Genomic DNA, 24138 nt, shown 5'->3' with positions numbered 1-24138 from the left:
TTCCTCTCCCCACGATGGGGGGAGCATAGAGACCCGCCATGACAGATCCGAACTTCACCGATACCGAAATCCTGCTGGCGGCCGATCGCTTCCAGATCGGCAAGACCACGCAAGGTTTCCGCATGCAGTTGGCCACGAACTTCATGGCCCCCGGCAAGCACCTGTCCAGGTATTGGGACTGCGAACGACTGGTCGAAACGGCAATCAAGCGAGGGCACAAAGTCATCATCAAAAGAGTGCCCCATGGATCTACCCGAGTACCGCCAACGGCAAGCCCGTAATTTCTACTCCCACCTGCGCAATACCACCGCGCCCATGTTCTGGCGCTGGCAGGATCCCGACAACCCCATGCCCCAGATCGGCGGCGAGCCGCGCGGTCCCAGCGGCTACCCGTTCCAGGGCGATAACGCCCTGCAGCTGGCCATGGCCGCCAAGTCCCAGGGCTTCCAGGGTCCCTTGTGGATGACCTACGACCAGGCCAAGGCCGCGGGCGGCACCGTCCGCCGCGGCGAGGTGGGCACAAAGATCATCTCCTGGATGGGTGGCAAGGACGGTCGACCTTACGAACCTGTTCTGCTGACGGTGTTCAACGAAGACCAGATTGCAGGTCTGAACCTGCCCAGGACCCAGGGCCTGACGCCGGAACAGCAGGCCACCCGTCAAGCGGGCCTGGACGCCCTGCTGCCCACCAAGAAGAAAACTCCCACGCCCGAGCAGTACAACGCGCGCCTTGCAGAAGTCCTGGCCGAGCGCTTCCCGGACGTGGACGACCCCGAAGGCCAGGCCCAAGCGGTCATGCGCCGCGAGCTGGCCGCCCTCACAGCCCAGGCCCGTCTGGGTCTTCCCCGCGCGGTCGATCCCCAGCTGGCCGAGACCTTGAAACCGTACGTCGACCGACGCCCCAACTGGCGTGAGGTCGAAAGCGCGATCAGTGACGCCAACAAGGCGCTGAAAGACCTCGGCATTGAAGCGCTGGTCTACGACAAAGTGCCCCGCAAGGAAGTCGAGCCGGCGGTCAAGCCCGCCGAGCAGCCGCGCGGCAAGGGCAAAGCCAAGGCGGTGGCCAAGTCAGCCAACAAAGAGCAGGCGGACGACATTCCGTTCTAGCGGAATTGCCGTGCAGTTCGCAAAGGGGATGGAAGCCATCCCCTTGCGTTCTGTTACCGCTTGCTAGGAACGACAAGGTGCATAGGTTGATAGGACCCCCACACCTTGGTCCTAACCATGAAGCAGTCTTTCCTTTCCCTCGCCTTGCTGGGCCTGTTGACGGCTGGTGCCGCAAATGCTCAGGTGGTCGATCCCTACGGCAACATCCAGGTCGGCAACAATACATCTATCTCTCCACCTTCCGATCCTGCCTCTCCGAACACAGTCAAGACCGGCCAGATCGTCATTGGCGACGGCGCACACACTGATGGCTTCGACGCTATGTCAGAAGGTACTGACGCGGCCGCCGAAGGCGACGAAGCAATTGCCAAAGGCAAGGGTGCAAAAGCAAGGGCCATTTGGTCGCAGGCGATCGGTTCGGAAGCCGAAGCCAATGCGCCGAATACTACGGCCACCGGCCACCAGGCAAAGGCAAACGACGGAGGCGATACAGCCACGGGTGCGTTGTCGGAAACGTGCGGCGGTCGTGCAACCGCTACGGGGATTCAAGCAAAGGCCTGCGGCAACCAAGCTACCGTCACTGGAGCAAGTGCCGAGGGAACTGCGAGCGACACTACCGTGAACGGCGCACATGCTAAAGCAACAAAAGAGCATGCAACGACCGTGGGTGCGTACTCCGAAGTCAACGGAGTCAATGGCACCAACGTAGGTGCTGGAAGCAAGGTAAATGCCGACCGCGCGACGTGTGTGGGCGCCTCATGTGAGGCTAACCACGCCAACTCTGTCGGTGTTGGTTACGGTACGAAGACGACACAAGAGAACGAGGTGGCGGTCGGATACCGCCGGGTAACGCAGGTGGAGCAGGGCCGAGAAAACTCCGACGCCGCGAATATGGGTCAGCTGCGACCCAACGCCTGGGCCTTGGGCGGTGGGGCAGGTTACGACAACTTGGGCAACTACATTCCGCCCACTTACACCTTCCAGTCGGGTGCGACCTACAACGACGTGGGCAGCGCGCTGTACGACCTGGATGGGCGTGTCCACAACCTCGAGCAAAACCCGGGTGGTGGCGGTCAAGGTCCTGCGGGTGCCGATGGCCTGTCGGCTTATGAGGTTGCCGTCAACAACGGTTTCGTCGGTACCGAACAGCAGTGGCTCGACTCGCTTCGTGGTCCCCAAGGCCCCGCAGGTCCCAGCGGCAGTGGCAATGGCTCCACTGTGGCCGCAGGCAAGAACATCGAAGTCCAGGGCAATGACGACGGCACCCAGACCGTGTCGCTGTCCAACACCGTCGACCTGGGCGAAGAGGGCTCGCTGACCGTGGGCACCACCACCGTGAACAACAATGGTGTGTCCATCCAGGGCGGACCCAGCATGACCCGCAACGGCGTGGACGCCGGCAACCAGCGCGTCACATCGGTGGCGCCGGGCCGGATCGAGCGCGGTTCGACCGACGCGGTCAACGGTGGTCAGCTCTGGGACCTGGAAGACCGCTGGAACGATCGTTGGGTCCAAACGAACAAGTCGATCGAGCGAGTGGGTGCGCAAAGCGCAGCCCTGACGATGATGGCCAGCGCAGGCTCCAACCTGCCCGTGGGCAAGGTGTCGGTGAATGTCGCCTGGGGCCAGTACGGTTCCACCGCAGCCTTTGCGGTTGGTGCCAAGGTGCGGTTGACGGAACGCTCTTCCATGGTCATGGGCCTGTCGGTGTCGAATGGCAAGGCCATGGGCGGCGTCGGTTATGCCTTCGTGCTGGACTAACACGGTATCGGCGACGAATAGCTTTCCCGCGGGTTAGGTGTGGCCCAAGGGGGAGGGCGGTGCTTCGGCACCGCTTTCTTTTTGCGCGTGTTCCTGGGCGCGCAGTCGGGCTACGGACACGTTGCCGGGTCGGTCCAGGTCGCAAGCCTTTGGCTGCTCCACTGCGTTTCGCCCCTCGGGCGGGGCCCGGGGTGCGGCCCGGCCTGGTGGCCCCGGCGTGGGTCCTGCGCACGCCAATCCGGCGCGCCAGAGGAAACCACAATGCGAGTCCCCAAGCCGCTGACGACCGAACAAAGCCGCCTCATCGAGCAGGCCGAAACCCTCATGCGTACCCGCGTACGTTCCGACGGCACCCAGCTGTCGGACCCGTCCACCGCAGGCGCCATGTTTCGCTATCGCCTGGCCTCACACGAGCGTGAAGTCTTCTCCGTGGCGTTCTTGAATACCCGCCATCGCATAATCGCGGTGGAAGATATGTTCGTCGGCACGATCGACTGCTCGGAAGTCCATACCCGCGAAATCGCCAAGCGCGCCCTGGAACACAATGCCGCGGCCATCATTTGCGCGCATAACCATCCGTCCAATGTCAGTGAACCCAGCGCGGCAGACCGCGCGGTCACCAGCCGGCTCAGCCAGGCCTTGAAGCTCATCGACGTGCGCTTGCTGGACCATTTCGTTGTCACGGTCGACGGCTACACCTCGCTGGCCGCACGGGGCTGGATCTGATCCAGCCTTGTTGCACACGACATCGGGCCTATGCTGGGACCGATGTCATCCCTCCCAGCACTCCTTGACCGGGTGCGCGATCGCACCGGTCCGACCCACCCCAACTACACGGCATTGCTGTGCGCCAGCCTCGATCCTGGCCAGCTTGCTGGCCAACTGGCCAGGGGCGTGGATCCCAACAGCCTGCACCGTGATGGCTCGAGCTTGCTTCACCGACAGGACCTGCCGCTGCCCGCCGTACGCCTCCTGCTGGCTGCGCGTGCCAATCCCAACATTCGCTGGTTCGACCGGCAGCTGCGCACCCCTTTGTTCTTCACCACCGTTCCCGGTGTGCCCACAGCGCTTGTCAACGCAGGCGCCGACCTCGAGCACCGGGACATGGATGGCCTCACGCCACTGCTGGCCAACGTCCAGGATGGACATGTGCCTATCGCGGAAGAACTGTTGTCCCTGGGTGCCAATTGGCAGGCCACCGACCGGGATGGCCTGGGCGTGTATGACTACGCGTCGCTCCAGCCTGACCCTGCGGTGGAACGCCAACTCCTGACCGCCCTTCGCCGACACCGCGCAGGCCTGCGACGCGCAGCGCTGATGGAGCAGGTGGGACTGGATGAAGAGGGGAGGGAACGGCGGCGGATGTGAGTCATAAAAACCTGGGGTGGGGCGGCGACGGCAAGCACTCCCACCTCAGGTTCCACGAGCCCCACGAAATGAATTCGTGGAACCTTTTACTTGCGCCCAATCCAGTGGACTGGGGAGGGCGCCCTTCGTTCACAATTGGATCCGATGGGGCCCTACTTTATGGGCCTGTTGGAAGATTATTAGGGGGTGGCTGGCACCACCCCCAAAAAATTCAACCAAGAAACGCAAACGTCGTTCTCGTCGCAAACACCGTTCTCGTTGACCTGACTCTCAAATCAACCAACGAGCCTAGATTTTCCACCCACTCATCCTATCCAGCTTGTCGCCGTTGGCAACGCCTACACCTGACCTCCTATTCGTTCTGCGAACCAACCCGCACGAATAGCGGCCGCGACTCGCGTAACCCTGCGCCCTTCCTACGCTGGAGCACTCTGGCCATCGAGTGTTCCCATGGAAGACGCCCTTTCACTGTCCGACGCCCTGGAAGCGGCCATCCGCTATCGCATTGTCAAGTGCGAGGACGGGCTGGTCATCGAGCCCGGCGACTCGGACGACCACCTGTTTGATCTGGAAACCGCGCTGTACTACGTACGCCGTGCGTTGGAAGGAGGCGACGAGGTGGAAATCGTCGTTCAATGAAGTACGCCGACCTTGCCCAGGCACAGGCGCAAGTCCTCATCGACCTGATGAAGGAGGGCAAGCCCTTCCTGCCGTTCTTGAAGCCGGGCGACCCATCAACGATCAATGGGTTGCCCTACAACCCCACGACAGGCAAAGCGTACAGGGGCGGCAATCGCGTCATGCTGTGGATCGCCGGCATGGTCAACCATTTCGAGGACAACCGCTGGTTGACCTACAAGCAGGCCCAGGCCGTGGGGGCGCAGGTCCGGAAGGGCGAGAAGTCCATTCCGCTGCGCTATGTGATGTTCCCCAACGGCCAGGAGGCGGAAAGTGCGGCAGTCGTGCAGCCCTGGATGGACAAGCCCCGCACCTTCTTCTTCAACGTGTTCAACGCCGAGCAGATCGAAGGCCTGCCTCCGCCGCCCCAGCGGCCCGAGACCACGCCCCACCAACGGATTGAGCGGTGCGAGCAGCTGGTCAAGGACAGCGGCGCCGTAATCGTCCATGGGGCCAGTGGCCCGCACTACGCGCCCAGAAGCGACAAGATCGGCATGCCGTACCCGGAGCGGTTCATTACGCCGGACGGCTACTACGCTGCACTCACCCACGAGCTGGCGCACTGGACGGGGCATGAATCACGCCTGGCCCGAGACCTGTCAGGCGCGTTTGGTTCGGAGTCCTATGCCAGGGAAGAGATGATTGCCGAAACCGCCAGCCACATCATGGGGGTGGAACTGGGGATTGGCCACGACCCCTCCCAGCATGCCGCGTACATCCACCACTGGATGAAGATCGCCAAGGAAGATCCCTCGTTCGTGTACACGGCCGCTGCTGCGGCCGAGAAAATCTGCGACTTCGTGGGCCTGGAACGGTATGCCTACGAGCCCTTGCCGCAGGTGGAGCAGGCCCACGAAGTCGAGGGTGGAGTGGATGTCGCCTTCGGCGCTATGGATATTCCTTCGCTTGAGGCGGTATCGGTCGCCGTGCGCGAACGCCCGTCGGACGTTGCCTTGTCCTTGTAGGTTCTGCGCATTGCAACACGCAATGGCCATGGCGGACTTGCTATCCACGACATCTCCCACAAGATGGGATAGCACCCACCACGCTTGTCCGCTATGGCCATTGTCAAGCCGCACCCTTGCAAAATCGCTTTGCCTCATCTCGCGTCGCTTTCAACGTTGTTGGTCTTGCTGTTCGTTGCATGGCCAACGCAAGCTTCTGAAAAAGTTGCAGCGCTCGATACACACACCTTGCTCGATCGGCAGGTGTTGATGACTGGAGACGTGTTGTTCCAGGACGTTTTTGTCGATGAAAATTCCAGTCAGGGGGAGTTGATCAAGGATGGTCAAGGCCTTCCCATTGCAATCGTCTTGCCGGGCGCGTTTGGCTTTTCCAACGTGATCGATGACCGCGACCATGCATGGAATGAGCAGCTTTTCCAGCTTCGGAAACAGTCCCAGAAAGGCGTTCAAAATTTCCTGATGGGGTTGATGGACCGGCCTCGATAGAGCCTTTTTCCCCTGAATTTCCGGCTGAAACCTTCATGACATTCCCTGGGTTTTCTTCGGTGTTGTCTTCCCCTGGGTTCAGGTGGCGGGGCCTGACCGCTATCGCTGCCACCGCGCCCGTCGTCGTGCCGAGCCATCATGGATGGCCCCTGCGGGCTTAGGTCGCTGGCCCAACACCCCACAGGTTTCTTCGCTTACTCGCCAGGGTAAGCGGCATAGCCGTGTGCCTTCCGCCGTCGCTCCATCCGTCAAGGGTCGCTCTAGCGGCCCGTGTCCTCGTGCCTGCGGGCCGCGCCAGCCGCTGCTGCTTTTCCCCTTGACTGCGCGCCGCCAGCCGGCGGTCGGTCCCCATCCAGGGACATCGCGGGGGCATGTCCCCGGGCAGGGAACCAGCAATGAAGACGCGAGCAATGAAAGTGGTGGTGATGGTGCGCCGTGAGGGTGCGCCTGATTTCGTCCGGTTTGACATGAGCGTGTCTGGCGAACAGGTCGAGCAGGGCTTGTATTACGTGCTGGCCAAGCAACAGGCACGCGACCTTGGCCTGGAGGTCGTGGACGCATTCGATGAACAGGATCCGGCCTTCCAGTGGCTGGCAGTGGAGTTCAGAGCATGAAAGATCAATTGGACGTGGCCTTTATCGGTATGGGCGTGGACGCCGCATTCCGCGACCCGACCACGGGCAGCTATGACGGTGGACAGCTGGAGCTGGTGGAGCAGGTGCTGGCGTTTGGGCATGTGCTGGACAGCCATTACGGAACCCATTTCCGGGCGGAGGGCTTCCCCGGGTGCTGGGCCTACGAGGTTGCCGAAGAGTTCGGCAACTGGTGCGCCCGCCAGCTCATGGCTGGCAAAGCCGTCGACACCAAGGAGGTGGACGCATGGCTGGCTGAAATGGCGCCCGGCGACTGCACGAGGGCCACGGCATGAACTGGCGCAGCGCATTGACTGCCTACGACGCCCACCTGGCCGAGGACGGCCGGATTGTCCGCAAGGGCAAGACGCTGGGGGTGATCATCACCGAAAGGAAGAACCGCCTGCGGATCGAGTCGGTCGCCGGCTCGTTGTTGGCAAGCGGCCCCGTCGAACCCCGAACCGTTGAGCGGTTCGTCGAGAGTTTCTGGTTCTGGACCAAGGAGAACACCTGATGGCCACCTATCGTTTCAATCTGCGGCTTGATCGGGTAGTGCCGCACACCGCCACCGTGGAGGTGGAGGCCGACACCATCGCTGACGCCATCCAGCAGGTGCGCGCTTCCGACGGAGATGGTGCCGTGTGGACGCCAGAGGGCAACGGCTACTGGGGCGACCAACTGGTGGTCGACGGCATGAACCGCGTGGAGCCACCGCTGGATTTCGAGGTGGCGGGCGACCCCATCGATGAACTGGGCCTGGCGTGGTTCAAGCGGATGGAAGCCAAGCAGGTGACCGCGTGAGGACCCGTAAAGGCCCGATCAGCCCCGGTTACGTCCGGCGCGTTTCTCCCACCGCCTGTTCCGTCATGCCCTTCACCGGTTCGACGGTGGAGGACATGGAACAGCTGCGCCACCTGGCCCGAGCCTACGCCCGCCAGGTCCCCTTTGGTCTGGATTGGCCCGTGAACTTCTGGGCCGACAAGATCGGCTGGGAAACCGAAGACCAGGCGGCCCGCGTCTGGCTGAACCACTACTTCGACACCCACAACACCACTTCGGACACCAAGCACTGATGAAAGCTCCAACCCCCTCACTGTCTGGCCTAACGGCCACCTATCACGGCCCCGACGGCTGGACCCTAGTGGCCGACCGCCGGGAAGTCTTCCCCGACGACCCCGGCCAGGGCACGCCCCTGATGGTGTACGGCCCACACGCCCGCTGCAGTGGCACGCTGGGTCGGGTGCTGGACACCGCCGAAACCGACACCAATGCCGGACGCCTCGAGCCCGTTCCGGGCCGCGTCATGGCGTGGCTGGAACACATTGAAGACAACGCAACCGAATGGGTATTCGCATGAATGACACCATGGACGAGTTCTGGGGCAAGCCGATTTCCGTGTACACCCGCGCGCAGGCTCTGGCCGACGGCGTGCTGGTGGATCTGACCGAAATGGCCAAGCCCTTCGGCTTCAAGATCCCCCTTGCCTGCACCGGTACAGTCTGGCGCTCCCTGGACTGGCCCGCAGGCCACAAGCCTGGCCTGGGCCAGTCCACCGCTGGCCGTGTCCACGACGCCCTGACCATGGCAAGGCTTGCCGCCAACGCCGCTGCGCAGGCGGGCGAGTCGACCGTGGACTTCGACATGTTGCTGGTGCCTGTGAGTGGCGACGCCGAAACGCCCCGCGTGGTCAAGCTGCGCCTAACGGTGTCGGGTGGCGACAGCGGTGAGCCGGTGTTGACCCTGATGTACCCCGGGGAAGAGTGATAGCAGGTGCTAGCACCGAGCTAGCAGTTGATAGCAGAGCCGCCCGAAGGCGGCTCTTAGGTTGCGGCGGCTTTTGCGATTGCACTGAACCAGATCGCAATCCACAGGCTTGCTAGAAACGACAACCTGACTACCTTGGGTGGATCACTCCTTGAGGGTCCCCCATGCGCGCAGCCATCCTTCTCTCCCTGGCCCTCCTGGCCCCCGTCGCTACCGTTTCGGCCGGCGATAATTCATCCCGCTCCTATCAATCCAGTGAAGCCCGCGTAGCGCAGCAGGTTCGAGTGGCCAAAGTCCTGATGGTCCGGGAGGTTAGGATCCAGGCCAAGAAAACCCATACGGGAACGGCTGTCGGTGCGGCCGTCGGGTACGCAGTAGGTGACCAGATCAATGATCGTCGCACTGAGCGTGTTGTGAGTAGCGTTCTTGGTGGGGCAACTGGCCGCGCGGTCCAGGGCAAGTTCTACCGCCGTGGGCTGGAAATCTATGTCCAGGAGCCCAATGGCAAGACCTGGGCCATCGTCCAGGAGGCTGATGTTCCCGTACATGCGGGCGACCTGGTGGCCATCGTCGGGCGCAGCCGCAACCTTCGCGTAGTGCCCCTCGATCGCTGACTTGCGAACCGGTTCCAGGTATTGGGAGCTGGTGTATTCATCACTCTCTCATCCGCTTGCTTGAAACGACAAGCTCATTACCTTGGGTGGACACACCATCCGAGGATCTTGTCATGTTCATCCGCCAGCCCGACCACACGCCCAAAAAGACCCCTGAACTCCACGCTGCCATTCGCGCTGGCAAGGTCAAGGCGCTTCACGCCCTGATCAAGAAAGGGGTGTTCGTGGAGGTCAATGGGACCAAGACCCGGCAGGAAGTCTATGCCGACGGCACGGCGTTTGACCTGGCCAAGATCCATATGCCCGAGCAGGTACCTGTCCTGCGCGAACACATGGTGAAGAATTTCTATGGCGGCAACACGTAAAGCGGAAATCGTACAGCTTCGGCTCAAAGGCCTGTCGTATCGGGAAATCGGCGACATCGTTGGCCTGTCAGGCGAGCGCGTCCGGCAGATCCTGGACGAAGAGAACGACAGCGCCCTGGCCCGCGCCAGGCGGCGCCAGAATGAAGCGCGCAACCAGAAGATCCTGGCCTTGCACCACTTGGGACTGACCCAGCAGGCCATCGCCGCCGAACTGGGCATGAAGTCCTACACGGCCGTGGGGCAAGTCATCCGCGACGCGGGCTTGTGTCGCTACCGCGAGCAGCGTGAGCGCAACGGGATCAATGACGAGCAGATCGCCCAGCTGAAAGCACAGGGCTGCACCTACCGCCAGATCGCCGACACCCTGGGAATTGAGAAGTTGAGTGCCGTCTACGCCGCATTGAAGCGGAAAGGGCTGGTCGTGCCGCTCAACGCCAAGCGAGCGCAGCCCGAAAAGGCCTGACACACGGCAACCCAAACACGGCCACCTTCGGGTGGCTGTTTCTTTTGGCAACTGCGTTCCGGTACGCAGGTAGAGACTTGCCAAGAACGATAACTTGCGCAGGCTGGGAGTGATAGCAGCTGCTAGCACACACCATGCACACCCCCAACACACCACACACCTCTCCCAGCCAGCACGCGATGGAAGCCATCCGCGCAGAAGCCATCCGGCGGGAGAACGCCATCGTCAAGCTGCGCAACCTGGGCCTCCAAGGTCCGGATATCGCCGACTGGTTGAAGGTGCCGGTGGTCAACGTGCGCAAGGTGGTTCGAGAACGCAAACACGACCTGGCCGATCAACCGCTGGATCTGGACACCTTCCACTTCCTGGCCATCGAGCTGTCAGTGCTGCTGAACCGATCCCATCGGGAAATCCTCAACCGGCTGCGCAGCACCGGCAAGTACCCCGATCACTACTTCGCTTCCATCCACACCGCTGGTACACACCATGAGAACCGCGAACAAGAAGTCCACCAACAACCTCCTGCTGTACACCTTTCTTGGCCTGCTGCTGGGGTTCGCTGCCTCCGTTGATATCGGTGGGTTGTCGAGCAAGGCCATGGACAACCAAGCCGAGCGTGCCCAGCAGGCAGTGCGGAACTGGGGCCTGGAATGAGCCTGCACATCGCCGTGGCCTCCCCCAAGGGTGGGGTTGGCAAGACCACCGTTGCCCTGCAACTGGCGGGTGCTTATGCGGCCCAAGGTCGTCGGGTGGCGCTGGTTGACCACGACCCACAGGGCTCTTGCCTGATCTTCGGGAAGGTCGCCACCCATGCAGGCGTCGAACTGCCGTTCGTGCCCACGACGGCCATGGTCTCGGGGTTCGATGTCTATATCCACGACTACCCGCCGGGCCTGGCTGAAACCTATGCACCGGCTCGCCTGGTGGTAGTGCCCACCCTTCTGGACGCGGCCAGCTTCCTCGTGCACACCCGCGGCTTGCGCTACTTCCAGGAACTGGGGTTGCGTGTACTGCCCGTGGCCCAGCGCGTTCGCACCGACCGCAAGGAGCAGCGCGACCTGCTGGCCCAGCATTTTGCCGGCGGCGTGGTCCTGCGCGATCGGGCGCTGTATGCCAACTGCTACGGCAGGGGTCTGACTGTGATGTCGGCCAAGGGATTGCCGCACCTGGGTAAGGCGCAAGCGGAAGTTCGGAGGCTGGTGGAGGCGATTGAAAACGGGGGAGGGATCTGCTGATGACCCGCGCCCTGATCTGCCATCCCGACGGCACGCTGGAAGAAATCGATCTTGCGACGGCCAGTCCTGAAGAGCGAGCAGCTGCTATCACGGACCACCGCGAGCTGGAGATCGTGCGCAGGGTTCTCCGAGACACCCCGCCCGCCAAGCCCACCGACAAGGAGACCCCATGAGCTGGACTGATTTGAACGCGGACGACGTGGCCCAGGTGTCATACCCGGACCGTGAGCGCGGCTTGACCATCCTCCGAGAGCCTGGACATCCCCGGATCATCGTGCAGGCCAAGGCCGAAGGCCCGAACAAGGTGCTGTTTCTGCGAGTGCCTGAGAACCTGCACGCCCGGTTGAAGCGCCGGGTCAGTGGCTCGAATACCGCAGCCATCGTGGCGATCGTGGAAGAGGCCTTGGATAAGCTGGAGGCAGGAGGCGAGCGTTGGCGCGTCGTGTCGCGCGAACACCTGTAAGAGCGACGGATGGAAGTGAAGGGTCATGGCCACTGGCGTGGCCTTGCTCCGCACGGGTGATAGCAACTGCTAGCACCTGATAGCTCACCCCTGAGTACGCTATCTGCCCTAGTTCCGTGTTGAGACAACCTGCGATCCAGACCATAGAACAAGCATTCAACACCGGATATTTATCCCAACTTGGATAACTGGGCGATTTCTCGGTTACCGTGCGCACATGCGCAACCCGCGGCCTGCCTGCCCCAACCCGGCCTGCCAGTACCACCGGAACCCGCCCGCTGGGTTCTACCGGAAGTACGGCACGTATCGGCCACGGCACAACCACCAGCCCGTTCCGCGGTATCAGTGCCGGGCCTGTGGCCAGACTTTCTCCGCCACCGTTGTGAAGCCCATCCGCCAACAGCACCGCCCCGACCTCAATCGGCAGATCTTCCATCTGGCGGTCTCTGGGGCAAGCATGCGACGGATGGCCACGCTCCTGGAATGCTCCCCGCAGACCATCCAGAGCAAGGTGGAATACTTGGCGGGAGAAGCCAAACGCCTTCACCAGGAACACCTGACCGCCCTATGGCAGGCGGGCGGCACTGGCCACGTCATGATGGACGAGTTGGAGACCTTCATTCATGCCCGATGGGCACAGGTCTCGGTGGCTGTACTCATTCGGGCCAAAACGGGCGAAATTCTGGGCTTCACCATCTCTCGGCTATCCAGTTCCATGCCCAAGGGCAAGGCTAACGGCTGGACGACCGATACACGGTCTCGGCACGTCCCCAGACTGCTAGGCACCGTGGCGGCTTATCTCAAACCCGGGGCAACGTTCACGACAGACGGGGACGCGAACTACCCCAAGTGGATCAAGACCAGTCTGCCCGGGGTCAGGCATGTGCGATCGCACTCCCCGAAGAAGGATCCAACCGCGTTTGATCCGTTGTTCCAGATCAACCTGGTCCACGCCAAGATGAGGAATGACCTGGCCAGGCTGTCCCGCAAGACCTGGACAACCAGCAAGACGATCGACGGACTACGCGATCACGTCTGGTTGTGGCTGGCGTGGGTCAACGGGTATCGGTTGAGATAGTCAAAAAACCCAACTATGTGGCCCGCAACGCGCAAGTTGTACGATCTTTTGTCCATTTGAGTTGTGGTACCTCCAAATGAGCAAAAAATCCGGACGCAAATGACTATCCAACCACCCAGTCCAGTCTCCGCGCAATGGATGGGTCTTGTAATCAGGCGGTAAAGGCAGATTTCTTCGAATTCCTTCGACTAGATGACCCATTTCATACAGGTCTTTTTTGAACCCTGACTCCCGCGCCATAACTACGTCAGCACGAAAGTAATCAGACTTTTCAACAGGAAGAAGAGAGCCAGTAATGGGCGGCCAAGACACAATCCCGGCCCGACTCACCATCTCCATGGATCAGTCTCCGCAAAATAGTGTTTTTAGTTCATCCTCTTGGACAGGAGAAAAAACAAGGTCCTGAGGTTTTACCCCTTTCTTGGAGGCAAAGACAGTTTTGGGTTCAAGAAACTGGTGCCTCATAGCGGCATACAGATCCTCACCCTCAGTGATGACTGCGGAAATGGGTTTGCTAAGTTCGCAACAAGTGAACTCACGAACCTTGTCGTTTTTGTCTTTTTCGCTCATGGCCCTCGCCTTTTGCGTCCTGGAAACGAATGGTGGTTGTATCTTTTGCCTTACTTCATCATACAAAATCGGGTCTGTGGCCTCGCTTTTGGCTGATGAGCCTTGCGTGTTCCCGAGTTTCGGTCCTGCTTTTGGGTTGTCAATGTTCATTTGTCAGTTGGGTTCAGGTTCTTCATGAAATTGCGGCGGACTTCGATATGGCGACCTTTGTCGAGCTGAGGGTCGGTTCAGAGGCTGGTTGGTTCGTCAATAACAAACTGGGGCAGATAGCTGAGTACGTCAAGAAGCGCTCCGTTGATCGGGGCGTTTTTCTTTTACGAAATGCCGTATGTGTTCGCAGACTTATCGTCATTGACAACTTGCGATTTTTGATAACTCCCACAAGCTGGTTATGTGCTAGCAACTGCTATCACTCCCCACCCACCGGAGCCCAGACATGAGCCTCTTTGACCGCATTGCCCACTCCCAGGAACACACCTTCATCGCCCTGCGCACCAATGGCCTGTTGGCCATTGCGCTGACTGGTCTGGCGGTCCTGACCGCCATCGTACTTCCTTCCATCGTCGCCTGATTGGAGCGCCACACCATGAACACCAAGACCAACCTCATCATCGCCGCCGCCCTGGCCTGGGTCATCCTGCCCGCTTTTGCCGCTGGCATGGCTTGGCTGTCCTACGACCTCACCAAGCTGGTGTGGGTCCTGGCGAGCCTGGCCACTCTCTCAGTTCTGTTCGACACGCCACGGGACTGGATCCTGGACCGGTTCGTGTAAGAGGGACTGGCCATGCGCATTCTCGAACACCACGTCGATCCCATTTCAGGACATACGTATGCGGTCATCGTCAACCCGATTGCCGGAGGGTTGCTAGGGCAGCCGGCGTATCGCTACCGCCTGATCTGCGCCCACATTCCCGACTGGGTGGAGCGTGCCGACACGGTCCAGTCGATCTCTCGCACACCCGGGATCCTGATTTACGAAACCTACGACGTGCTGGAAAGCTGGCTGTCCCTGGACAACTCCCAGCGTCGGATTGCTCGCCTCATCCAGAAAGCTCGAGTCCTGGGCGGCGCCCACCACCTCGTCACCGACCTCAAGAAGCCAAGGAGCCATCCATGAAGGCTGCTTACCCCCGGCTGGCGGAAGCCATCCAGACCCAGTCCCTCATCGCTGTCCAAGACGCCTTGGTTGAGCTGCGCGCCATCGCCCAGGTGGGCTACGCGCCCGAGTTCGGCAACGGCAAGTCGGAGCATGAGTGGGATTTCGAGTTGACCAATGCCCGCAGCGAAGACGACCTCACGCCGCTGGCCATGGTCTGTTTCCTGTACGCCCAGCACAAGGCCCAGGACGACCGCCTGTCCTGCGAGCGGCTGGACGGCATTGCCGCTTACCTTATCGAGCGTGGAGCCGATCCCTTCTCCGAGCAGGCCCGTCGCAAGTCTTCCCGCGGCTACTGGGACGGAACCGGGCGCACCCTGGTGGAAGTGTTCGGCCAGGCCCAACTGCCGAGTTCAGTGCGCACCAGGATCGAGAAGGTGGACGAGCGTACCTACCTGGACCGCCGGACCTGGGAACGGCAGGCCGCCTGAACGATTGGGGTCAACGCCCTGGCCGGCGCGTCGTGCCGCGAGAGCGCGTCCGCACGGGGGCGTCATTGACCAGGAGCTGGCGGGCCTCATCCACATTGGAAGTCATGTCGTCCGCGGCCGCGTGGAGACGCTTGATTTTTTCGTAGTCATCGACAATGGCGTCGAACTCCTTGCGACGGAGCTTTTCGGCTTCCTCGAACGTCTTGTCGACCTCAGCGCCAGCGCGCCAACGCTCCTCGATGAACGACAGCGTGCGACGAAGCGCCAGGCGATCGGCCGCCACCAGGCCGGCTACAGCCGTCACCCGTTGCCGTTGGCGACGCTCTTCGTTGTATTTGCGACGCATATCATCCGTTTCAGCGTCGGCTGCGTTCCTGTAACGACGTTCAGCTCCTGCTTGCGCGATTTGCTGGGGGAGATCCTGGCTGTGACGAATGGGCTCGTCAGTCGCGTCATTATGAGTTTGCAAAAATTGGAAGATTGAAAACATGGTTCACCTCTCGCCTTTACGATCTCTCTTTAGCACAAGTACGGCCGCTTGGGGTAACCGTGTCCGCCCGCCCGTGGACCTTGATGTACGCGGCAAAATAACGGTTGACGAAATACCGGGTCTCATCCAGCTCGCCCGGCAGCCCCATGGCTTGTTGCGCTCGTAACCGTACGAACGCCTGGTCGAACTCCGCTTCCGCCCGCTTCAAGTCGGCCAGGTCGCACGCCCGCTGAGCCTGGGCGCGGCGGCGAGCCACCAGCTTTCGCTGGCGTAGGGCACGCGGTCCCACCTCCCGGGTGACCACGTCCACCGGCACCTTCACCCCGCCCACCTTACGCAGTCGGAGTTCGGCCACCGACGCCGATGTGAGCCACCAGTAGTCCTGGAAGTCGCGCAGGTCCGACCGTCTGCCGACACCGACCACCCAGCAGTTGGCGTCGATGAGCTGCCAGACGACCGACCGGAATGCCGTGTCGTCTAACAGGTAGACGGTCATGCGCTTGTCGCGCAGCAGCGGCTTGCCATGGATCTTGGATAGCAGTCTGGCCAGGCCTTTTGACTGGTCATCGCCATAGCGGGCAGACACACCAATGAAGCACAAGCCGTCGTCGGCCTGGGCGGCATAGACGCGCGAGCGGGGCAGGGCATGGCGCTGGGCCAGGGCAGAACGAAACGCCGGCAGCGATGTGCTGGGGGGCAGAGCGCACAGATGGTTGACCGACAGTTGAAGCGCAGCCAGGCGCTGGGAGGCCAGGTCGTCAGGAAGGTTGTCGACGGTCAGGAGGTCAGCAGACGCGCGGATCTGTTGGCAGCGACGGCAGCAAACGAAGAAGTTGTCAGCAACCAGTGGGCCGCCAAGGAAGGTGTGGACGAACGAAGCGATGACGGGGAACTGCGGGCCGTTGGACCGTGAGCGGTCGTAGGTCGCACTGCACAGCGGACAGGTTGAGCCGGCCGTGGCCATGATCTTGCGACGGGCATAGGAAGGCGGCGACAGAGGCCGGCGAATATCGAGGGGAGCGACCGCAGCCAGGAAGTCGTCAAGCGTCATGGTGGGAATGGGGTGCGTCATTGGAACCTGAACGAGTAGCGCTGGAACCAGTGTAGGGGGCTTGTCGTGCTGGGCAAGGGGAGGCGTTGCGAGTGAATACGGGCGCCGCCAGTCGACGACTGGTGGAGCGTTAGTCGTCGACTGGCGGAAAAAGCAAAAGCGGCGTGGCCTATTGGCCAGAAGCGAGGTGGCTTGTCGTGTGGCGGCCTGTCGACGAAGCGACGAGGTCAGCGCCAACAGCAAGCCGAAAGCATGGACAGCACGCACCTCTGGTGTTTTCCATGCGCGGTAATGGACAACCCAAAAACAGCGCCTAAACCCTTGTGCCGTAAGGCTTTCGGCATTACCGCCACCATTACCGCCAAAAACACCCCGAAACGGCGCGAAACGCCTTTGCGTCTAGGTTCGCAGTATTACCGCCACACCCCTTGCCGGGTACGACAAGCGCCGTATGTTGAATGGAAGCCATCAAGCCCTCCATTCCCGGCAGCACATGACCAAGCGAAAGACCAGCATTGCCCTCACTGCACGCGAGATCGAACGCTTTCAGCAAGCCGCTGACGCGCGCGGAATGTCGTTCTCGAAATTCATGGCGCAGTCGGCAGCCAACGCCATGGAGACTGGTGACGCCATGGTGTCGCTGAAAGCGTTCGCAGCCGACCTGCGCGCCGACACATCCCGAGTCCTGGACCGAATTCTGGAGTCCGACGCACTTCATGCCCAGGAGCGCGCCCGCTTCCTTGATGAGCTGCGCCAGGTGTTCGGCAATTTCCTGGCCGACCTCAAAGAGTCCCAGCGCGAAGCCGTCAAGGAGGCGTTCCTCTTCGGACAGAAGAACCCGACTGGTACCCAACCTCGAAAGCCCACTGACCATGAGCTGGGCATTCATCGCCCACCCACCCCTCGCTCCTAATCCCCCACCCACCACAAGGAACAACCATGAACACCCAAGCAGCCCTCGATTACTACTACACCACTGACACCATCTGGACAGCCGCCGCCGAAACCTTCCGTCGCCACGCCAACACCATCCTGCGTTCACTGGCCGACCCGGATTTCAAATCATCTGAGCTGGATACAGCGAAGAGCTTTTTCGAAAACCAGTGGCCTGCCATTGCGCCTTCTATGCGCGCGTCAATCTTGTTGTCGGTTGGCAGCACGCAACTGTCATAACTCCCCCCCCACTGAGAACCATCCCCCAATGAAGAACCTCACTCTCTCCCTCGCACTGGCATCCACTTTGATGGCTGCCGCACCCGTCCTGGCCCAGGACTCTCCGACCACTGAGCAGGTGGAAGCCGCACCGGCCAAGCCGAAGGCCGACAAGCGCCGATTGCTCAAGTCCGGCGCACTGGGCTGTGTCGGTGGTGGTGCCCTGGCGTACCTGACCGGAAAGAAGGACAAGGCCCTGGCCGCCTGTGCTGTCGGCGCTGCTGTCGGATCTGTGGCCAGCTACCGCAAGCAGATGGAAGAAGCCCGCGAGCTGCAACGCGAAGCCGAAGCTGCTGGCATGACCACGACCCTGGCCACGAAGGAAGCCACCGCCAGGTCCGGCGAGAAGGTGGAAGCCCTGGACAGTGTCGTGATCGCCTACGACCCGGCCAGCATGTCCGCCCGCGACCCCAAGACCACCGCGGTGCTGGACAAGATCGCCGCCCTGGCCAAGCGCTCCAAGGAGCCGCTGACCATCGCCGTGGAAGGCCGTGACCAGAAGGCCTGCCAGATCCCGCTGGCCGAGCTGCACGCCCGCTCCGCGTTCCCGCCGGCCACCGCTGTCGACAACTGCGGGAAGGGCAAGCCGCAGATCGTCATCACGCCCGTTCCGGACGTGTCCGCCTGATCACCCTGGCCGGTCCTGAGTCCTGGGGCCGGCCTCTTACCGAGAACACACCAATGAAGAAGAACGGATACGACCTTACAACGAACCTCCCGATGGGAGCCATCCTCCACGACGGCATGGGGAGTCTTGTCCAGGATCTTCGCCCTGTACTACGGGAACTGCCGATCCTCGAAGCTGGCGCCGCCTTGGTAGATGACATCAAGCCGGAAGACATCAAGTACTGGCAGGGTGAAGCCAATCAAGGCATGACATCGATTTCGAGGTTGAGCCGGATCCGCCAAGGGAAGGGCAACCCCGAGCTTGAACTGAGCCTAGCTGACTTTTCGACCCACCAGTTCATGTTCGGCAGGACCAGCACTGGCATGACCAGCGCGGCCAACAACCGCTCCTCCAAGCAGCGGAGCAAGTACACCCGCAAGAAGGGGCGTCGCTCATGAACTACTACGAACGCGAAGTCTTCCTGTTCCTCATTGCCTACCACGCCGAGCAAGAGCGCAAGGCCCGTCAGCGGATCGCACAGATCGTCCGCAACAAGCTTCGCAACATTCCTCGCACCCCACGCCTATGAACGACAAGTACACCGACTTCCTTGACCTGTTCGAGCTGCCCGCGTCCAAGGACGAAAAGCCAGCACCTCCGGGTGCACCCAAGCCCGTCGACGAGCCAGTCGGCAGCGCCATTCCTGAGCCGACCAGGCCGTCAATGTTCGACGGCGTGCTGGACGACCTGAGGGGTCCCGAGCAGCCTGACGCCGAAGGGCGCGCCGGCGAAGCACATGCGGTACCGTCAGAGCCAGAACAGGTCATCGAGCCCGAGCCTACCGCCTGGGAGCCGGTGCCCGCGGAATATGCCGGACCTGTGGAAGAGAAAACGGCCGTCGAGGTTTTCGACCCAGAGGACGAGGCAGCACCTGCGCAAGCCGACCCAGATGTGCAGTCCGAGGCCGACACCGAGAACGAGTTCTGGCCTGGCGAGGAAACGCCCGTCGAGCCCGCCGAAGGGCGCGCCCGCGAAGCCGACGGCATTGTCGTGAACATGGAAGAGCAGGGAGCCATCGACCCCTATCAGACGCGCGAGGACGCCATGGACGCGCTGGTAGCCGATGTCCAGGCCAGCCCCAACCCCAAGCAGTGCGTGGTGCTGGCGCACAGCCCCGAAGACAAGGCGCAACTGGAAGAGCGCCTGGGCGACACCCCTGCGCAGGTGGACGTGGTCCGGCCTGCTGTCACGAAATCCCGCATGCCGCTGCTGGTGGGTGTGGGTGTTGCCCTTCTCGCTGCGGGGGCGATCGGGTGGTGGACCCTCTCTAGTAACAAGGAGTCGGCCGAGCCAACGGTAGCCGCACCCACCAACGCAAGCCCAGGCCCGGCCAACGACGCTCAAGTAGCCAGCGCACCTCCCGCCCCGCCTGCGGTGGACGTGTCCAGCACTCCGATTGTTCCGGCGCCTGCCTCGCCCCAGCCCGTGCAGGTCGATCCGGCTGACTTGGTGGCCGACGTGGTCCAACCCACGCCCAAGCCCGTACAGCCGACCCCGCCGGTCGACGAGCCGGAGCCCAAGGCCGCGCCTGCGCCCGTCGTGGCCAAGGCAGCCTCCGCCCCGGTCGCCGTTCCCAAACCCAAGGCCAAGCCCGCCTCAAAACCCGCGCCCACGCCTGCACCGGAGAAATCCTGGCAGGACGACGCGCTCAATCAGCTGGACGAACTCGAAAAGCGCTTGTGATTACGCAATTTCGAACTTGCTAGAAACGACAAGCCGCATAACTTGATTGAACGCTCACACTTCACGCACACATGATCCTCGACAAGTTCTTTGTCCATCTGCGTACCGGCGAGCCAGGCAAGTACCTGGCCAGCAAGGTCCTGGATTTCTACGGCCGACTGTTCATTGGCGGGCCCTCCGTGGACGAGATCCCGGGTCCCGACAAGTCCGTTCGGCAGTTCCTGGCAGACACCTACTTTTACATCGAAGTGGACCGTACGCCCCGCAAGCGAAACGAAGCGCATGAGATCTCGGCGTTGTGGGTGGAAAACCTGCGCCAGCAGGAACACCCTCAAATAGCCCGCGCCGTCTTCATTGCCTCCCTTCTCCTGTGTACGGCGCTGTACTCGCTAACGGGTGTAGTGGGCAAGTCGGCAACCGAGTTCCGAGAGTGGCGGGCAGAACGCGCCCAGGAAAAAGCCGCTGAGGAAGCCAAGGAATATGCCGTCCGCCGCGCCAGCGTCATGAAGTCGCTGGCCGAGGAGGTTGCGAACTTTTCTGCCCAGCAGTGCCTGGACGAAGCCTCCAAGCTGCGCGTGCGAGACACGGCCGAACAACGTGACCGCTACAAAGTCATCGAGCAGGGCTGCGAAGACAAGCGCGCGGAGCTGCTGGCTCTGGGTCAGTCGTGGTCCATCCAGCAGTGCGCGGATTTCGGGCGGTCCCTGGAAGCCCAGAAGAAGGCCAACCCCGCCGTGCAGTTCACGTGGGCCGACAACCAGATCTATCACGTCGGCTGCATGGGGGCCCATGACCTGGGCGAACTTCGGCGTCTGATCAATGCGGGGAACTGACATGAAAACCAACCTCCAGCGCACGCTTTCGTTCCTGCGCCAACGAGCCAACCTCTACGACGCGTTGAACCTGCTGCCCACACTCACGGCTCGGGCCACTGCCTTCGTGCTGCGTCGTCCCTTCAACCCCGCTACGACCAACAGTCGAGCCGGGGTGTACGCCCGGGCCCAGGAGCGCTACGACTTCCTCGTCCAGGGCGGCGAGCTGGTCAACCGCGCCCCGCCATTGCCGGGTGATCCGCTGCTGTACGTCCAGCCCAAAGACCATGCCGAACTGCTGTCCCTGGGCGCCGTCCAGCGCGAGGGGGAGTGGTACATGCCCGAAGGCACCGATGAAGAGGCCCAGTGGAAGTTCGCCAAGTGGTTCGCCAAAGCTCCGCCCGATCTGGAAATCAAGGGCCACACCTGGCACATGACCCGGAACGGCAAGTCCACCAACGGCTACATGCTGCCCAGTGACCTGTTCCGCGGTGGCGACAGCACGGCCACCAGCCTGGTCATGGGCGCGTTCCCGGTCATCATGGCCCTGGGCATGGTGCTGAAACTGTTCAGCCCGTTGTTGGCCGTCGCGGTCTGCCTGCCCCTGTTGGCGCTCCACGCCCTCACGCTGTACCAGTCCGAAAACAGCGCCGGCACCGTACTCAAGGTCCTGGGCCTTTCGGTCGTCCTGCCCGCGTTGATGAGCGGAATGTTCGGGCCCAGCCTGGATACGACCAACCTGCGTACGCTTTCGATGTTGGCGGGTGCAGTGTTCGTCATGACGTTCGTGGGGTCGGGCACCACCAGTGGCAAGTCGAGAACCGCCATCCATTCCCTGTTCACCCGGTTCCAGCACGCCTTTGTCGTGACCGCTTCCGTGCTGGCGGTGAACGTGGCCCTGGCCCTTTTACCACCCTCCCTTTCCTTCTTCCGGCCCATGGGCTGGCTCATGGTCGCCTGCGCCTACCCCCTGTACTACACCTGGGGGAACTTCCGGCAGCGTGCGGCCGAACTCGAAATGCAATCCAAGTTCAAGGCAGGTGGTCAATGAGTGTACAAGCAACCCAAACCGGACCCCTGGCGCCGGCCCGACTTCAGCAGATTCGGGAGGCAGCCCGGGACAAGTCTTCCCTTATCCCTCTGGCGCGGGCGTTGGGGGTCACAGTGCGCGCGGATCTTCCTTGTGCCCCCGAACCCAATCAGTGGATGTGTCTTTCTCTCAATGATCTTTCGACCCACATGATGGTGTTCGGTGCCACCGGTACTGGCAAAACCTCTTCGGTGTTGCGGCCCCTGGCCGTCTGGCTCAAAACGCTTCCAGAGAAGGAGAAGATCGGCGCTGTACTGTCTGACGGCAAGGGCGCAATGGTTGCTGACATGCGCGCGCTGCTGGATATCGTTATTGAGCCGGGAACGAAGTTTGCTCCCTTCCAGGGCATGGACGCTGAAACAGTGGCCAAAGCCTTCAACGAGGCGACCGACGAAGGGATCAAGAGCGAGGCTATTTGGACGGATGGTGCGGACAACTTTCATTTGTTTGCCCTGACGATTCTCCAGGCGTTGGTCCAACACGAAAAGGCGGCCAAAGCCGAAGCGGAGGCGCGTATCGAGTCATCTGCACACCTCATCGACATCATGCTGGTTGAGCGTGAAGAAGCGCGGCGGCGAAATCTGGACACCAGTTTCATTCAAAGCCAGATCGACCTGTTGGCTGTTGCCGTTGACAAGTGGAAAGAGTTCATCGCGTCCACGCGTCAGTACACCTGGACTCCCTCTTGCTACTCCAGGATTGCCAATATCCTGTCTACTCCTGTGTATGCGGGCAATGGTGTCTTCCGCGCGAACGATGAAGCGCAGCAGCTTTTCGACTTTCTTGGGTACTCTCCCATCACTTTGCCGAGCGACACCCCCGAAGATATTCAAAGGAAGAAGGCCGCACACCAGGAGCGGATCCGTGACCGGCCTACAAGCATTTTCCCTGACCTTCTGAAGGAGGGGAAGGTCATCGCACGTGCTATCGACTTCTTCCAGCACACCTGGCCCAACACCGACGAGAAGCAGCGGTCATCGTTTCTGATCAACGTAAACCGCGACATCCTGTCATTCCTCAAGTCCGACAAGCTACGTGGCGGCATGTTGAATGGCGTTGACGTGGGTGAAACCGCATGGGCTGACACGGAAGAGGGTGTGGATGTACTAGGTGTTCTCCACGGCGCATGGCTAGGCGTCAACCTGCCGGAAACCCAATTCAAGAAGTCGGGCAAAATCATCGCAAAGCTGGTCAAGTCCAAGGTCTTCAAGGCCATCCAGATCCGTCAGGAAGTCCATGGTGAGCATTGGCGTGAAGCCACTGGCCAATGCGCGGTCATGGATATGGTCGATGAGTGCCAGGAAATGGTGTCCAACATGGAAATCGGACTGGCGGGCATGGCACGATCGATGGGGCTGTTTTTTGTTTACGCCACTCAGACCTACGAGAGCCTTGACAGTGTCATGAAATCGGTGGAAGCCAAGAATCTCTTCCTGAATAACTTCCGGTCGATCCTGGCATTCGATTCTTCGGAGCAAACCGTACGCTACCTGCAAGGTCGGGCCGGCAAGGTCAAGAAGCTGCTGGTCACGGCCCAGCCACAGGGCTACATGGACGTGAGTCGTGCAATCAACACGTTCTACAACACCATTTACGGTGACCCGAATCATCCTGCGGTTCACGTCCTGCGCGACATGGACCGTCGTGGATCCACACGCTTCCAAGTGGTGGGTGAGGGTATTCAGCCGTACAACGGGCTGGCCAAGCGTACTCCGTTGAGCGAAATGCAAGACCAGAACTACCTGCCTGTGTACATCAGTGGCAAGTACGAGGAACGCCAGCTGCTGGAAGACTGGGAAGTCAATAACCAGCTGTCGGTACGCGGCACCGTCATTGCGATACTAACCCGGGCCGGACACAAGCGGATCGACTTCGCACGTACCCAGTACATGTCGGTAGATGACGTAAAAGCTGCACTGGAAGCCCACCGGCGCAAGCGAGAGCTTGAAGCCGTTAGCGCAACCGCCAATCCAACCTCAACCACCTAATTTGGAGTC

39 protein-coding genes are annotated in these 24138 nt (G+C 61.4%); 35 read left to right on the top strand and 4 right to left on the bottom strand.

The genetic code is table 11. From position 1 onward, the window contains the following. Window positions 1–38 precede the first annotated feature (38 nt). From FD678_RS10175 to FD678_RS10075, 22 genes are all read left to right on the top strand, one after another. Entirely contained in the window at window positions 39–281 is a 243-nt protein-coding gene (locus FD678_RS10175) for a hypothetical protein (RefSeq protein WP_140722500.1), read from the top strand. Next, a complete protein-coding gene (locus FD678_RS10170) occupies window positions 244–1107 on the top strand; it encodes an ArdC-like ssDNA-binding domain-containing protein (protein ID WP_140722497.1) in 864 nt (287 codons plus the stop codon). Before FD678_RS10175 ends, FD678_RS10170 begins: the two co-directional genes overlap by 38 nt. A 117-nt stretch (window positions 1108–1224) precedes the next feature. Then, complete coding sequence (locus tag FD678_RS10165; RefSeq protein WP_140722494.1) at window positions 1225–2868, top strand: YadA-like family protein; 1644 nt, start codon at window positions 1225–1227, stop codon at window positions 2866–2868. 261 nt (window positions 2869–3129) lie between these two features. Beyond that, entirely contained in the window at window positions 3130–3594 is a 465-nt protein-coding gene (locus tag FD678_RS10160; protein WP_140722491.1) for a JAB domain-containing protein, read from the top strand. Window positions 3595–3666: 72 nt separating this feature from the next. Next, window positions 3667–4236, top strand: a complete 570-nt coding sequence (locus FD678_RS10155; RefSeq protein WP_177497710.1) for an ankyrin repeat domain-containing protein — start codon at window positions 3667–3669, stop codon at window positions 4234–4236. A 450-nt stretch (window positions 4237–4686) separates the two neighbouring features. Next, the gene (locus tag FD678_RS10150; protein ID WP_140722485.1) at window positions 4687–4875 is read left to right on the top strand and encodes a hypothetical protein; all 189 of its coding nucleotides are present in this window, start codon (window positions 4687–4689) and stop codon (window positions 4873–4875) included. Next, complete coding sequence (locus FD678_RS10145) at window positions 4872–5879, top strand: ArdC family protein (RefSeq protein ID WP_140722482.1); 1008 nt, start codon at window positions 4872–4874, stop codon at window positions 5877–5879. Before FD678_RS10150 ends, FD678_RS10145 begins: the two co-directional genes overlap by 4 nt. A 93-nt stretch (window positions 5880–5972) precedes the next feature. Continuing rightward, a complete protein-coding gene (locus FD678_RS10140; RefSeq protein WP_140722479.1) occupies window positions 5973–6365 on the top strand; it encodes a hypothetical protein in 393 nt (130 codons plus the stop codon). A gap of 395 nt (window positions 6366–6760) precedes the next feature. Next, the gene (locus FD678_RS10135) at window positions 6761–6979 is read left to right on the top strand and encodes a hypothetical protein (RefSeq protein WP_140722476.1); all 219 of its coding nucleotides are present in this window, start codon (window positions 6761–6763) and stop codon (window positions 6977–6979) included. Continuing rightward, a complete protein-coding gene (locus FD678_RS10130; RefSeq protein ID WP_140722473.1) occupies window positions 6976–7293 on the top strand; it encodes a hypothetical protein in 318 nt (105 codons plus the stop codon). The genes FD678_RS10135 and FD678_RS10130 overlap by 4 nt, the downstream gene beginning before the upstream one ends. Beyond that, the gene (locus tag FD678_RS10125; protein WP_140722470.1) at window positions 7290–7511 is read left to right on the top strand and encodes a hypothetical protein; all 222 of its coding nucleotides are present in this window, start codon (window positions 7290–7292) and stop codon (window positions 7509–7511) included. Before FD678_RS10130 ends, FD678_RS10125 begins: the two co-directional genes overlap by 4 nt. Continuing rightward, window positions 7511–7798: a hypothetical protein gene (locus FD678_RS10120; protein ID WP_140722466.1), complete on the top strand. Its 288-nt coding sequence runs from the start codon at window positions 7511–7513 to the stop codon at window positions 7796–7798. The genes FD678_RS10125 and FD678_RS10120 overlap by 1 nt, the downstream gene beginning before the upstream one ends. A 271-nt stretch (window positions 7799–8069) precedes the next feature. Then, window positions 8070–8354, top strand: coding sequence for a hypothetical protein (locus tag FD678_RS10115; RefSeq protein ID WP_140722463.1), 285 nt, complete (start codon window positions 8070–8072; stop codon window positions 8352–8354). Further along, window positions 8351–8761 carry a DUF6573 family protein gene (locus FD678_RS10110; protein ID WP_140722460.1) on the top strand — a complete coding sequence of 137 codons (411 nt, stop codon included), beginning with the start codon at window positions 8351–8353 and terminating at the stop codon, window positions 8759–8761. The genes FD678_RS10115 and FD678_RS10110 overlap by 4 nt, the downstream gene beginning before the upstream one ends. 164 nt (window positions 8762–8925) lie before the next feature. Beyond that, the gene (locus FD678_RS10105; protein WP_140722457.1) at window positions 8926–9375 is read left to right on the top strand and encodes a glycine zipper domain-containing protein; all 450 of its coding nucleotides are present in this window, start codon (window positions 8926–8928) and stop codon (window positions 9373–9375) included. A gap of 113 nt (window positions 9376–9488) precedes the next feature. Next, window positions 9489–9740, top strand: a complete 252-nt coding sequence (locus tag FD678_RS10100; RefSeq protein ID WP_140722453.1) for a hypothetical protein — start codon at window positions 9489–9491, stop codon at window positions 9738–9740. Further along, window positions 9724–10203 carry a sigma factor-like helix-turn-helix DNA-binding protein gene (locus FD678_RS10095; protein WP_140722450.1) on the top strand — a complete coding sequence of 160 codons (480 nt, stop codon included), beginning with the start codon at window positions 9724–9726 and terminating at the stop codon, window positions 10201–10203. The genes FD678_RS10100 and FD678_RS10095 overlap by 17 nt, the downstream gene beginning before the upstream one ends. Before the next feature lie 134 nt (window positions 10204–10337). After that, on the top strand, window positions 10338–10775 hold the full coding sequence (locus FD678_RS10090) for a hypothetical protein (RefSeq protein ID WP_140722447.1): 438 nt from the start codon (window positions 10338–10340) through the stop codon (window positions 10773–10775). A gap of 78 nt (window positions 10776–10853) precedes the next feature. Then, window positions 10854–11438, top strand: coding sequence for a ParA family protein (locus FD678_RS10085; protein ID WP_140722444.1), 585 nt, complete (start codon window positions 10854–10856; stop codon window positions 11436–11438). Beyond that, window positions 11438–11611: a hypothetical protein gene (locus FD678_RS20205; RefSeq protein ID WP_177497708.1), complete on the top strand. Its 174-nt coding sequence runs from the start codon at window positions 11438–11440 to the stop codon at window positions 11609–11611. Before FD678_RS10085 ends, FD678_RS20205 begins: the two co-directional genes overlap by 1 nt. Further along, the gene (locus FD678_RS10080; protein ID WP_140722441.1) at window positions 11608–11901 is read left to right on the top strand and encodes a hypothetical protein; all 294 of its coding nucleotides are present in this window, start codon (window positions 11608–11610) and stop codon (window positions 11899–11901) included. Before FD678_RS20205 ends, FD678_RS10080 begins: the two co-directional genes overlap by 4 nt. Window positions 11902–12367: 466 nt before the next feature. Further along, entirely contained in the window at window positions 12368–12979 is a 612-nt protein-coding gene (locus FD678_RS10075) for a hypothetical protein (RefSeq protein ID WP_140722438.1), read from the top strand. Here the strand turns inward: FD678_RS10075 and FD678_RS20865 are convergent, their stop codons facing one another. Both FD678_RS20865 and FD678_RS10065 read right to left on the bottom strand, forming a co-directional pair. Next, window positions 12980–13312 (bottom strand): type II toxin-antitoxin system mRNA interferase toxin, RelE/StbE family, encoded by a 333-nt coding sequence (locus FD678_RS20865; RefSeq protein ID WP_372237531.1) that lies wholly within the window; start codon window positions 13310–13312, stop codon window positions 12980–12982. Window positions 13313–13321: 9 nt separating this feature from the next. Then, complete coding sequence (locus tag FD678_RS10065) at window positions 13322–13699, bottom strand: hypothetical protein (protein WP_140722432.1); 378 nt, start codon at window positions 13697–13699, stop codon at window positions 13322–13324. Between the two features lie 286 nt (window positions 13700–13985). On the opposite strand from FD678_RS10065, the gene FD678_RS20605 reads away from it, so the two are divergent. Genes FD678_RS20605 through FD678_RS10050 form a run of 4 tightly spaced genes read left to right on the top strand, consistent with a single transcriptional unit; the run spans window position 13986 to window position 15136 of the window. Beyond that, window positions 13986–14120, top strand: a complete 135-nt coding sequence (locus FD678_RS20605; protein ID WP_256661905.1) for a hypothetical protein — start codon at window positions 13986–13988, stop codon at window positions 14118–14120. A 15-nt stretch (window positions 14121–14135) separates the two neighbouring features. Continuing rightward, window positions 14136–14321, top strand: a complete 186-nt coding sequence (locus FD678_RS10060; RefSeq protein ID WP_140722429.1) for a hypothetical protein — start codon at window positions 14136–14138, stop codon at window positions 14319–14321. A 12-nt stretch (window positions 14322–14333) separates the two neighbouring features. Then, window positions 14334–14666, top strand: a complete 333-nt coding sequence (locus FD678_RS10055) for a hypothetical protein (protein ID WP_140722425.1) — start codon at window positions 14334–14336, stop codon at window positions 14664–14666. Further along, a complete protein-coding gene (locus tag FD678_RS10050; protein ID WP_140722422.1) occupies window positions 14663–15136 on the top strand; it encodes a hypothetical protein in 474 nt (157 codons plus the stop codon). The genes FD678_RS10055 and FD678_RS10050 overlap by 4 nt, the downstream gene beginning before the upstream one ends. A gap of 10 nt (window positions 15137–15146) precedes the next feature. On the opposite strand, the gene FD678_RS10045 is transcribed toward FD678_RS10050, so the two are convergent. Both FD678_RS10045 and FD678_RS10040 read right to left on the bottom strand, forming a co-directional pair. Continuing rightward, entirely contained in the window at window positions 15147–15626 is a 480-nt protein-coding gene (locus tag FD678_RS10045) for a hypothetical protein (protein ID WP_140722419.1), read from the bottom strand. Window positions 15627–15642: 16 nt separating this feature from the next. Then, window positions 15643–16677 (bottom strand): hypothetical protein, encoded by a 1035-nt coding sequence (locus FD678_RS10040; protein ID WP_140722416.1) that lies wholly within the window; start codon window positions 16675–16677, stop codon window positions 15643–15645. Between the two features lie 493 nt (window positions 16678–17170). On the opposite strand from FD678_RS10040, the gene FD678_RS10035 reads away from it, so the two are divergent. The 9 genes from FD678_RS10035 (at window position 17171) to FD678_RS10000 (ending at window position 24129) form a co-directional block, all read left to right on the top strand. Then, window positions 17171–17590: a hypothetical protein gene (locus FD678_RS10035; protein WP_140722413.1), complete on the top strand. Its 420-nt coding sequence runs from the start codon at window positions 17171–17173 to the stop codon at window positions 17588–17590. A gap of 26 nt (window positions 17591–17616) precedes the next feature. Then, complete coding sequence (locus FD678_RS10030) at window positions 17617–17850, top strand: hypothetical protein (RefSeq protein WP_140722409.1); 234 nt, start codon at window positions 17617–17619, stop codon at window positions 17848–17850. 28 nt (window positions 17851–17878) lie between these two features. Continuing rightward, the gene (locus FD678_RS10025; protein WP_140722405.1) at window positions 17879–18517 is read left to right on the top strand and encodes a hypothetical protein; all 639 of its coding nucleotides are present in this window, start codon (window positions 17879–17881) and stop codon (window positions 18515–18517) included. Window positions 18518–18570: 53 nt separating this feature from the next. Then, on the top strand, window positions 18571–18954 hold the full coding sequence (locus FD678_RS10020; RefSeq protein WP_140722402.1) for a hypothetical protein: 384 nt from the start codon (window positions 18571–18573) through the stop codon (window positions 18952–18954). Further along, on the top strand, window positions 18951–19085 hold the full coding sequence (locus FD678_RS20600) for a hypothetical protein (protein WP_256661903.1): 135 nt from the start codon (window positions 18951–18953) through the stop codon (window positions 19083–19085). The genes FD678_RS10020 and FD678_RS20600 overlap by 4 nt, the downstream gene beginning before the upstream one ends. Further along, window positions 19082–20239: a hypothetical protein gene (locus tag FD678_RS10015; RefSeq protein WP_140722399.1), complete on the top strand. Its 1158-nt coding sequence runs from the start codon at window positions 19082–19084 to the stop codon at window positions 20237–20239. Before FD678_RS20600 ends, FD678_RS10015 begins: the two co-directional genes overlap by 4 nt. 71 nt (window positions 20240–20310) lie before the next feature. Further along, entirely contained in the window at window positions 20311–21072 is a 762-nt protein-coding gene (locus FD678_RS10010; RefSeq protein ID WP_140722396.1) for a hypothetical protein, read from the top strand. A 1-nt stretch (window position 21073) separates the two neighbouring features. Then, complete coding sequence (locus FD678_RS10005; RefSeq protein WP_140722393.1) at window positions 21074–22102, top strand: hypothetical protein; 1029 nt, start codon at window positions 21074–21076, stop codon at window positions 22100–22102. A 155-nt stretch (window positions 22103–22257) separates the two neighbouring features. After that, window positions 22258–24129, top strand: coding sequence for a hypothetical protein (locus tag FD678_RS10000; RefSeq protein ID WP_177497706.1), 1872 nt, complete (start codon window positions 22258–22260; stop codon window positions 24127–24129). Window positions 24130–24138 lie beyond the last annotated feature (9 nt).

It is taken from the genome of Pseudomonas sp. Hp2, from assembly GCF_006386585.1.
GTDB lineage: Bacteria > Pseudomonadota > Gammaproteobacteria > Xanthomonadales > Xanthomonadaceae > Pseudomonas_S > Pseudomonas_S boreopolis.
Note: the sequence above shows the minus strand (reverse complement) of the source record. Positions and strands in the feature narration are given on the sequence as shown.

Excerpts from the sequence above, each read along its gene's own strand:
- FD678_RS20605 (WP_256661905.1), top strand. The coding sequence starts at position 13,986 with ATGAGCCTCTTTGACCGCATTGCCCACTCCCAGGAACACACCTTCATC.
- FD678_RS10040 (WP_140722416.1), bottom strand. The coding sequence starts at position 16,677 with ATGACGCTTGACGACTTCCTGGCTGCGGTCGCTCCCCTCGATATTCGC.
- FD678_RS10145 (WP_140722482.1), top strand. The coding sequence starts at position 4,872 with ATGAAGTACGCCGACCTTGCCCAGGCACAGGCGCAAGTCCTCATCGAC.
- FD678_RS10020 (WP_140722402.1), top strand. The coding sequence starts at position 18,571 with ATGAAGAAGAACGGATACGACCTTACAACGAACCTCCCGATGGGAGCC.
- FD678_RS20205 (WP_177497708.1), top strand. The coding sequence starts at position 11,438 with ATGACCCGCGCCCTGATCTGCCATCCCGACGGCACGCTGGAAGAAATC.
- FD678_RS10000 (WP_177497706.1), top strand. The coding sequence starts at position 22,258 with ATGTGTCTTTCTCTCAATGATCTTTCGACCCACATGATGGTGTTCGGT.
- FD678_RS10025 (WP_140722405.1), top strand. The coding sequence starts at position 17,879 with ATGAAGAACCTCACTCTCTCCCTCGCACTGGCATCCACTTTGATGGCT.
- FD678_RS10015 (WP_140722399.1), top strand. The coding sequence starts at position 19,082 with ATGAACGACAAGTACACCGACTTCCTTGACCTGTTCGAGCTGCCCGCG.
- FD678_RS10105 (WP_140722457.1), top strand. The coding sequence starts at position 8,926 with ATGCGCGCAGCCATCCTTCTCTCCCTGGCCCTCCTGGCCCCCGTCGCT.
- FD678_RS10055 (WP_140722425.1), top strand. The coding sequence starts at position 14,334 with ATGCGCATTCTCGAACACCACGTCGATCCCATTTCAGGACATACGTAT.
- FD678_RS10160 (WP_140722491.1), top strand. The coding sequence starts at position 3,130 with ATGCGAGTCCCCAAGCCGCTGACGACCGAACAAAGCCGCCTCATCGAG.
- FD678_RS10085 (WP_140722444.1), top strand. The coding sequence starts at position 10,854 with ATGAGCCTGCACATCGCCGTGGCCTCCCCCAAGGGTGGGGTTGGCAAG.
- FD678_RS10095 (WP_140722450.1), top strand. The coding sequence starts at position 9,724 with ATGGCGGCAACACGTAAAGCGGAAATCGTACAGCTTCGGCTCAAAGGC.
- FD678_RS10010 (WP_140722396.1), top strand. The coding sequence starts at position 20,311 with ATGATCCTCGACAAGTTCTTTGTCCATCTGCGTACCGGCGAGCCAGGC.
- FD678_RS10045 (WP_140722419.1), bottom strand. The coding sequence starts at position 15,626 with ATGTTTTCAATCTTCCAATTTTTGCAAACTCATAATGACGCGACTGAC.
- FD678_RS10065 (WP_140722432.1), bottom strand. The coding sequence starts at position 13,699 with ATGAACATTGACAACCCAAAAGCAGGACCGAAACTCGGGAACACGCAA.
- FD678_RS10100 (WP_140722453.1), top strand. The coding sequence starts at position 9,489 with ATGTTCATCCGCCAGCCCGACCACACGCCCAAAAAGACCCCTGAACTC.
- FD678_RS10090 (WP_140722447.1), top strand. The coding sequence starts at position 10,338 with ATGCACACCCCCAACACACCACACACCTCTCCCAGCCAGCACGCGATG.
- FD678_RS10150 (WP_140722485.1), top strand. The coding sequence starts at position 4,687 with ATGGAAGACGCCCTTTCACTGTCCGACGCCCTGGAAGCGGCCATCCGC.
- FD678_RS10060 (WP_140722429.1), top strand. The coding sequence starts at position 14,136 with ATGAACACCAAGACCAACCTCATCATCGCCGCCGCCCTGGCCTGGGTC.
- FD678_RS20600 (WP_256661903.1), top strand. The coding sequence starts at position 18,951 with ATGAACTACTACGAACGCGAAGTCTTCCTGTTCCTCATTGCCTACCAC.
- FD678_RS10035 (WP_140722413.1), top strand. The coding sequence starts at position 17,171 with ATGACCAAGCGAAAGACCAGCATTGCCCTCACTGCACGCGAGATCGAA.
- FD678_RS10080 (WP_140722441.1), top strand. The coding sequence starts at position 11,608 with ATGAGCTGGACTGATTTGAACGCGGACGACGTGGCCCAGGTGTCATAC.
- FD678_RS10175 (WP_140722500.1), top strand. The coding sequence starts at position 39 with ATGACAGATCCGAACTTCACCGATACCGAAATCCTGCTGGCGGCCGAT.
- FD678_RS10135 (WP_140722476.1), top strand. The coding sequence starts at position 6,761 with ATGAAGACGCGAGCAATGAAAGTGGTGGTGATGGTGCGCCGTGAGGGT.
- FD678_RS10140 (WP_140722479.1), top strand. The coding sequence starts at position 5,973 with ATGGCCATTGTCAAGCCGCACCCTTGCAAAATCGCTTTGCCTCATCTC.
- FD678_RS10120 (WP_140722466.1), top strand. The coding sequence starts at position 7,511 with ATGGCCACCTATCGTTTCAATCTGCGGCTTGATCGGGTAGTGCCGCAC.
- FD678_RS10115 (WP_140722463.1), top strand. The coding sequence starts at position 8,070 with ATGAAAGCTCCAACCCCCTCACTGTCTGGCCTAACGGCCACCTATCAC.
- FD678_RS10130 (WP_140722473.1), top strand. The coding sequence starts at position 6,976 with ATGAAAGATCAATTGGACGTGGCCTTTATCGGTATGGGCGTGGACGCC.
- FD678_RS20865 (WP_372237531.1), bottom strand. The coding sequence starts at position 13,312 with ATGGTGAGTCGGGCCGGGATTGTGTCTTGGCCGCCCATTACTGGCTCT.
- FD678_RS10005 (WP_140722393.1), top strand. The coding sequence starts at position 21,074 with ATGAAAACCAACCTCCAGCGCACGCTTTCGTTCCTGCGCCAACGAGCC.
- FD678_RS10125 (WP_140722470.1), top strand. The coding sequence starts at position 7,290 with ATGAACTGGCGCAGCGCATTGACTGCCTACGACGCCCACCTGGCCGAG.
- FD678_RS10110 (WP_140722460.1), top strand. The coding sequence starts at position 8,351 with ATGAATGACACCATGGACGAGTTCTGGGGCAAGCCGATTTCCGTGTAC.
- FD678_RS10165 (WP_140722494.1), top strand. The coding sequence starts at position 1,225 with ATGAAGCAGTCTTTCCTTTCCCTCGCCTTGCTGGGCCTGTTGACGGCT.
- FD678_RS10050 (WP_140722422.1), top strand. The coding sequence starts at position 14,663 with ATGAAGGCTGCTTACCCCCGGCTGGCGGAAGCCATCCAGACCCAGTCC.
- FD678_RS10075 (WP_140722438.1), top strand. The coding sequence starts at position 12,368 with ATGGCCACGCTCCTGGAATGCTCCCCGCAGACCATCCAGAGCAAGGTG.
- FD678_RS10170 (WP_140722497.1), top strand. The coding sequence starts at position 244 with ATGGATCTACCCGAGTACCGCCAACGGCAAGCCCGTAATTTCTACTCC.
- FD678_RS10030 (WP_140722409.1), top strand. The coding sequence starts at position 17,617 with ATGAACACCCAAGCAGCCCTCGATTACTACTACACCACTGACACCATC.